Origin of the sequence: Lentzea aerocolonigenes (genome assembly GCF_000955955.1) — a bacterium.
In the GTDB taxonomy this organism is placed as follows: domain Bacteria; phylum Actinomycetota; class Actinomycetes; order Mycobacteriales; family Pseudonocardiaceae; genus Lentzea; species Lentzea aerocolonigenes_A.
Genome location: NZ_JYJG01000583.1, coordinates 1 through 5,862, shown reverse-complemented (window position 1 = coordinate 5,862; position 5,862 = coordinate 1). Strand labels below are relative to the sequence as shown.

Annotated in this window: 7 protein-coding genes; 3 read left to right on the top strand and 4 right to left on the bottom strand. The window is 68.6% G+C overall.

Translation table 11 applies throughout. The features are described 5' to 3' along the window. The first annotated feature begins 262 nt into the window (after window positions 1-262). Both dapD and UK23_RS47500 read left to right on the top strand, forming a co-directional pair. A complete protein-coding gene (gene dapD, locus UK23_RS47505; protein WP_045318463.1) occupies window positions 263-1,255 on the top strand; it encodes a 2,3,4,5-tetrahydropyridine-2,6-dicarboxylate N-succinyltransferase in 993 nt (330 codons plus the stop codon). 86 nt (window positions 1,256-1,341) lie between these two features. Then, window positions 1,342-2,247 carry a hypothetical protein gene (locus UK23_RS47500; RefSeq protein ID WP_156213904.1) on the top strand — a complete coding sequence of 302 codons (906 nt, stop codon included), beginning with the start codon at window positions 1,342-1,344 and terminating at the stop codon, window positions 2,245-2,247. A 3-nt stretch (window positions 2,248-2,250) separates the two neighbouring features. On the opposite strand, the gene dapC is transcribed toward UK23_RS47500, so the two are convergent. Next, window positions 2,251-3,342 (bottom strand): succinyldiaminopimelate transaminase, encoded by a 1,092-nt coding sequence (gene dapC, locus UK23_RS47495; protein ID WP_045318465.1) that lies wholly within the window; start codon window positions 3,340-3,342, stop codon window positions 2,251-2,253. Between the two features lie 2 nt (window positions 3,343-3,344). Then, the gene (gene fdxA / locus UK23_RS47490) at window positions 3,345-3,671 is read right to left on the bottom strand and encodes a ferredoxin (RefSeq protein ID WP_045318461.1); all 327 of its coding nucleotides are present in this window, start codon (window positions 3,669-3,671) and stop codon (window positions 3,345-3,347) included. A 93-nt stretch (window positions 3,672-3,764) separates the two neighbouring features. On the opposite strand from fdxA, the gene UK23_RS47485 reads away from it, so the two are divergent. Further along, a complete protein-coding gene (locus UK23_RS47485; RefSeq protein WP_419503940.1) occupies window positions 3,765-4,538 on the top strand; it encodes a GNAT family N-acetyltransferase in 774 nt (257 codons plus the stop codon). Here the strand turns inward: UK23_RS47485 and UK23_RS47480 are convergent. Beyond that, the gene (locus UK23_RS47480; RefSeq protein WP_052685681.1) at window positions 4,514-4,945 is read right to left on the bottom strand and encodes a hypothetical protein; all 432 of its coding nucleotides are present in this window, start codon (window positions 4,943-4,945) and stop codon (window positions 4,514-4,516) included. The two genes, UK23_RS47485 and UK23_RS47480, sit on opposite strands and share 25 nt — an antisense overlap. Continuing rightward, a complete protein-coding gene (gene mshB, locus UK23_RS47475) occupies window positions 4,935-5,771 on the bottom strand; it encodes an N-acetyl-1-D-myo-inositol-2-amino-2-deoxy-alpha-D-glucopyranoside deacetylase (RefSeq protein WP_045318459.1) in 837 nt (278 codons plus the stop codon). The genes UK23_RS47480 and mshB overlap by 11 nt, the downstream gene beginning before the upstream one ends. Window positions 5,772-5,862: the final 91 nt, after the last annotated feature.

The window sequence follows — 5,862 nt, the reverse complement described above, 5'->3', positions numbered from 1 at the left end:
GGGGCGTGGTGCCCCCCGATCAGATTGGCGGGGGTTTGGGGGCAGAGCCCACAGGGGGAAGCACGCAACCGCACGGTCGCCGCCCGCAAGGCGACCACCAGCCCAAATCGCGGTTCGCAACCGCCAGGTAAGCACGGGACTCGCGGTTCGCAACCGCCAGGTAAGCACAAAACGCGCCCACCTACGGACCCGCAACAGGAACCCGCCACCGCGCCAGGGGGACGGCAACAGAACAGTCGCACCCGGACTAGGCTCAACACCCGTGAGCACCGCATACGGCATCGGCCTGGCCACAGTGACCCCGGACGGCACCGTCCTAGACACCTGGTACCCGTCCCCTGCCCTGACCGACGCCCCGGCAGAGGTAGCGGCCGAGGTGGCAGCAGAGTCAGCGGGCCTGACCACCACCCGCGTCTCCTCCGCGGAAATCGCGGAAGCTCTGGGCGAATCAGCGGCAAAACTCCTGGGCGAAGACCCAGAACGCAACGTCGAAGTGGTCGGCGTAAAGGTCACCACCGACCTGACCCAGCCGCCACGGGACACCTACGACGTGTGGCTCAGGCTCCACCTCCTCAGCCACCGCCTGATCCGCCCCCACGGCGCCAACCTGGACGGCCTGTTCGGTCTCCTGACCAACGTCGTCTGGACGAACCACGGCCCCTGCGCAGTGGACGGCTTCGAGCAGACGAGGACCCGCCTGCGAGTCCGCGGCCCGGTCACCGTCTACGGCATCGACAAGTTCCCGCGCATGGTCGACTACGTGGTCCCGAGCGGCGTCCGAATCGCCGACGCGGACCGGGTCCGCCTGGGTGCCCACCTGGCAGCCGGCACCACCGTGATGCACGAGGGCTTCGTCAACTTCAACGCCGGCACCCTGGGCAACAGCATGGTCGAGGGCAGGATCTCCGGCGGCGTGATCGTCGGCGACGGCTCGGACGTGGGCGGCGGCGCCTCGATCATGGGCACCCTCTCCGGCGGCGGCAAGCAGGTGATCAGTGTCGGCGAACGCTGCCTCCTCGGCGCGAACGCGGGCCTGGGCATCTCCCTGGGCGATGACTGCGTGGTCGAAGCCGGCCTCTACATCACCGCAGGCACCAAGGTCACCGGCCCGAACGGCGAGGTCGTCAAGGCCCTCACCCTGAGCGGCCAGAACAACCTGCTCTTCATCCGCGACTCGGTCACGGGCACGGTCCTGGTCAAACCCCGAAAAGGCACTGGCGTCGAGCTGAACGCCGCGCTGCACGCGAACGACTGAGCACAGCCGCTTCAAGGAGAGAATTCAGTGTCTGGGGCCCGGTCTGCTGAGGCAGGCTGGGCCCTTGCCAACTCAGGGAGGTGCACGTGCTGAAACAGCGACTCGAGTTGAACGCTCGCGCCGCCATCGAGCGTGCCCTGGAGGGGGCGCAGTCGGAGGACTCCTTCGTGGAGTTCAAGACGCAGTGGCCGATCGACCACGGCAAAGCGGCCAGGCAGATCGCCGCCCTCTGCAACGCTGCAAGAGGCTCAGAGGCCATGTGGATCGTCGGCGTCGACGAGAAGGGCCGCTACGTCAAGGGCGCGCCGGCCGAGGAGCTGTCGAGCTGGTGGCCCAGGGTGGAGAGCCACTTCGACGGCGTCGCGCCCGGCCTCACCACGGTCGCGTTCGACTGGGCACCGAGGCGCACAGTCGTCGTCCTGAGCCTGCAGACGGACAACGCGCCGTACGTGTTCGTCACGAAGAAGGAGCCCTACAGCAGGGAAATCCCGTGGCGCTCAGGCGAACGCACCCGATCAGCACGACGCGGCGAGGTCCTCGAACTGCTGGTCCCCAAGCTGGACATGCCCGGCTGGGAGTTCGTCAGCGCCCGAGCCACCCTCAGCCAGCACTCGCCGACGCTGCGGTTCGAGGGCGACCTCTACCTGGAGACGAACCAGCCGCTGTCGCTCCCGCACCACCGCTGCCACTCGTACGCCACGTACGGGCTGGACAGCGAGACGGTCGACCTGGCCTTCAGCTTCCGCACCAACACGCGGGACGTGCGGGCGGTCGAGCGGGTCGTCCGGGTCGCGGAACCGGCCGTGCTCCACGTGAGCGCCGATGCCGACGTGGAGCTGGACGCGTTCCAGGACCTGTGGGACCTGCACTGGCACCTGGTGCTGGGCCTCGGGCTGAGCGGCGACTCGATCAGCACGAGCGTCCGGCTCACGACAGACGCGGTGCCGCCCAACCAGTTCACGCGAAGAGTCTGGTCGGCTCTCAAGCCCTGAAGATCAAGCGCTGAGGCGCTCTGCAGCCGCCGCGATCCGCTCATCCGTAGCGGTCAATGCGATCCGCACGTGCTGGGCACCAGCAGGTCCGTAGAACGTGCCGGGAGCGGCGAGAATCCCGCGATCGGCCAGCCAGGAGATCGTCTCCCAGGCGTCCTCACCGCGTGACGACCACAGGTACAGCCCCGCCTCGGAGTGCGACACCGTGAACCCGGCCGCCTCCAGGGCGGGCTTCAGGACCTCACGACGAGCCAGGTACCGAGCACGCTGCTCGACCACGTGCGCGTCGTCCTCCAACGCAGCCCGCATGGCCTCCTGCACCGGCCGCGGCACGATCATGCCCGCGTGCTTGCGCAGCTCCAGCAGGCCCGCGATCAGCTCCGGGTCGCCGGTGATGAACCCGGCCCGGTAGCCCGCCAGCGAGGACGACTTCGACAGCGAGTGCACGGCGAGAACACCGTCGAAAGAGTCCACAACGGACGGATGCAGCACCGACACCGGCGAGGCGTCCCACGGCAGCGCGAGGTAGCACTCGTCGGACGCGACCACCGCGCCAACAGCCCGTGCGGCCTCAACAGCGTCATGCAGCTGCGAAGCGGACAGCACGCGCCCGGTCGGGTTCGACGGCGAGTTCAGCCACACCAGCCGCGTCCCGGCAGGCGGCTTCTCCCCGTCGGCCAGGCGCACCACGGTCGCACCCGCGAGCAGCGCGCCCACCTCGTACGTCGGGTACGCCACGGAAGGCACGGCCACGATGTCGCCGGGACCGACGCCGAGCAGCGTAGGCAGCCACGCGACCAGCTCCTTGGAGCCGATGGTCGGCAGCACCGCGTCGGCGGACAGCCCCACGATCCCGTAGCGCCGCTCGACCGCGGCCACGAAGGCCGCGCGCAGCTCGGGAGTGCCGTGGGTCGTCGGGTAGCCGGGGATGTCGGCGACCGACTGCAGCGCGGACTGGATCACCGCGGGCACCGGGTCGACGGGCGTGCCGACGGACAGGTCGACCACGCCACCGGGGTGCTTGCGCGCCTTGGCGGCGTGGTCGGACAGCGAGTCCCACGGGAAGTCCGGCAGGGCCGGACCTCGGCGGTCGATGATCAATGCCCCTCAGCCTGCGGCTCGAGCACCTTCACGAACTCCGGGTCGGCGGAGACCTTGCCGACCTTCGACGCGCCACCGGGCGAGCCGAGCTCGACGAAGAAGTCCGCGTTCGCCTTGGTGTAGTCCTTCCACTCGTCGGGGACGTCGTCCTCGTAGTAGATGGCTTCCACCGGGCACACGGGTTCGCACGCGCCACAGTCCACACACTCGTCCGGGTGGATGTAGAGCATCCGGTCGCCTTCGTAGATGCAGTCGACGGGGCACTCTTCGATGCACGCCTTGTCGAGCAGGTCTACGCACGGCTGGGCGATCACATAAGTCACTGCGCTCTCCAACTTCTCTGGTCCACACCGCGCAAGCCGGAGAGTACGCGGCACGTTCGAGTATCACCCGGTCAGGCTTGCCTTAGCTGCACGGTGTTCCACGTCACTCCATCAGCTGAGACGGGCTTGGGTCAGGATGAACGCGTGCACACCGTGGATCACCTGGAATCGCTCTGCGCCCAAGCATGGCCCGCCCTGGCAGAAGTCCGGCTAGGAGACTGGTCGATGCGCGCCGCAGACGGGTTCACCGGTCGCGCCAACAGCACGCTGACCTGCGGTGATCCCGGCATGCCGATTCCGGACGCGCTGGCCGCGACGGTTGGGTTCGCGCGCGAGCACGGCATCAAACCCACCGCGCACGTGGTGAACGCCTCAAGCAGCGAACGAGCGATCCGCGACGCGGGCTGGACCGTGGATCTCGATCACCCCGGCGGTGCGGAGTCGCTGGTGATGACCGGTCCGCTGGAGAAGTTCGCCGACGGCGTAGCGGAAAGTCGTGATCTTCCCGGATGGTGGGACATGACGGCCGGATCCGAGGTCACCGCCGCCCAACGGCACGTGCTCGGCTCGAGCGAGAACGTCTGCTTCGCCAGCCTGATCGAGGACGGCACGGTCATCGCGGCCGTCCGGGGTGCCGTCGTCGAGGACATCCTGCACGTCGCCCGCCTCGCCGTGCGGCCGTCACACCGCCGCAAGGGCCTGGCACGGCAGCTGATGGGCGAACTGGCGGGCTGGGGCGTGCAGCAGGGCGCCACGACGTGCGCGCTGCAGGTGGCCGAGCACAACGAGGCGGCGATCCGGCTCTACGAGGAGCTCGGCTGCACCGAACACCACCGCTACCGCTACTGGGTGCCCGCGGTCTCGTAGAGGCCGGGGCGGTTGGCCGCGTTGCGCGCCATCACGGCACCCACGGCCACCGCACCCGTCAGCGCGCCACCGGCGAGCATCAGCAGGCCGCGCCAGTCCTGCAGCAACAAGGCCTGTCCGGAGACGCGGCCCGGCTCGAAGTAGCCGAAGATCATCAGCGTCAGGAACCAGGTGATCAACGGCAGCGCGGCGGACAGCACCCGCTCGGACAGCGAGGCCGCCCACTGCACCAGCAACGGCGTGGTGAGGGCGGCCACCGCGATGGCGATCGGGAACGGGAAGTCCCCCGCCTTCGGCAGCAGCGTGCCGTCGAAGCGCAGGGGCAGGAACATCGTTTCCAGCACGGCGAGCACTGCTGCCTCCACGCACAGGAGCAGCAGTAGGACGACTCGCGCGCTAGCGATCACCCAGTCCTCCGAACAGATCTGTGGCCGCGCCCTCCGCGGAGCCCTTGGCCAGCACGTAGAACTCCGCGCCGACCAGCGGCTGCGCGATGTTGTTCGACAACGCGTACCCGTCGTCCCACACACTGACCTGCGTCGAGTGTGCACGCAAAGCGCGTCGCTTCGCCGTCAGGTGCTCGGACACGTCGACAACCGTTGTGATCTCTTCATCTGGCGTCACCGGCAGCTCGCCGGGCTCGGGCAGCCGGAACGCCTCCGGCACGTTCTCCAGCGCGGCCACCCCGGCGTTCGTCGCGTCGCGGGACGTCACCGCGTAGAACACCCGCTCGACCTCGGAAACGACAGCACACGCGGCCACGGTGATCTCGTGCGCGCGGATGTGGTCCGGGTGGCCGTAGCCACCGAACGCGTCGTAGCTCACGACGACCTGAGGCTTGACCTCGCGCAGGATCTCGACCAGCTGGGCCGTCTGGTCCTCGAGGGATCCCTGGATGAACGCGCGCGCCTTCGCGTTGGACGGCACGTCGACCATGCCGGAGTCGCGCCATCTGCCGATGCCGCCGAGGAACCTGTGGTCCGTCACGCCGAGCGCGGCGCAGGCTGATCTCAGCTCGCCCACGCGGTACCCGCCCAGCTGGTCGGCTGCGTCGGCGGCCAGATGCGCCAGCGCGGGCGGGATGATCTCGCCCTCTTCCCCCAGCGTGCAGGTGACGACAGTGACGTGCGCGCCTGCTGAGGCGTAGCGAGCGATCGTGCCGCCTGTCCACAGACTCTCGTCGTCGGGATGGGCATGCACGAACAGCAACCGTGGTGGGGCAGTCAGCGTCACTGAAACAGAGTAAAGGCCGCCCTCATCAGTTGATAAAGGCGGCCTTTGCTAAGCACCTGTTTTCGATGAAGGGCTCCTTCATCCACGTGAG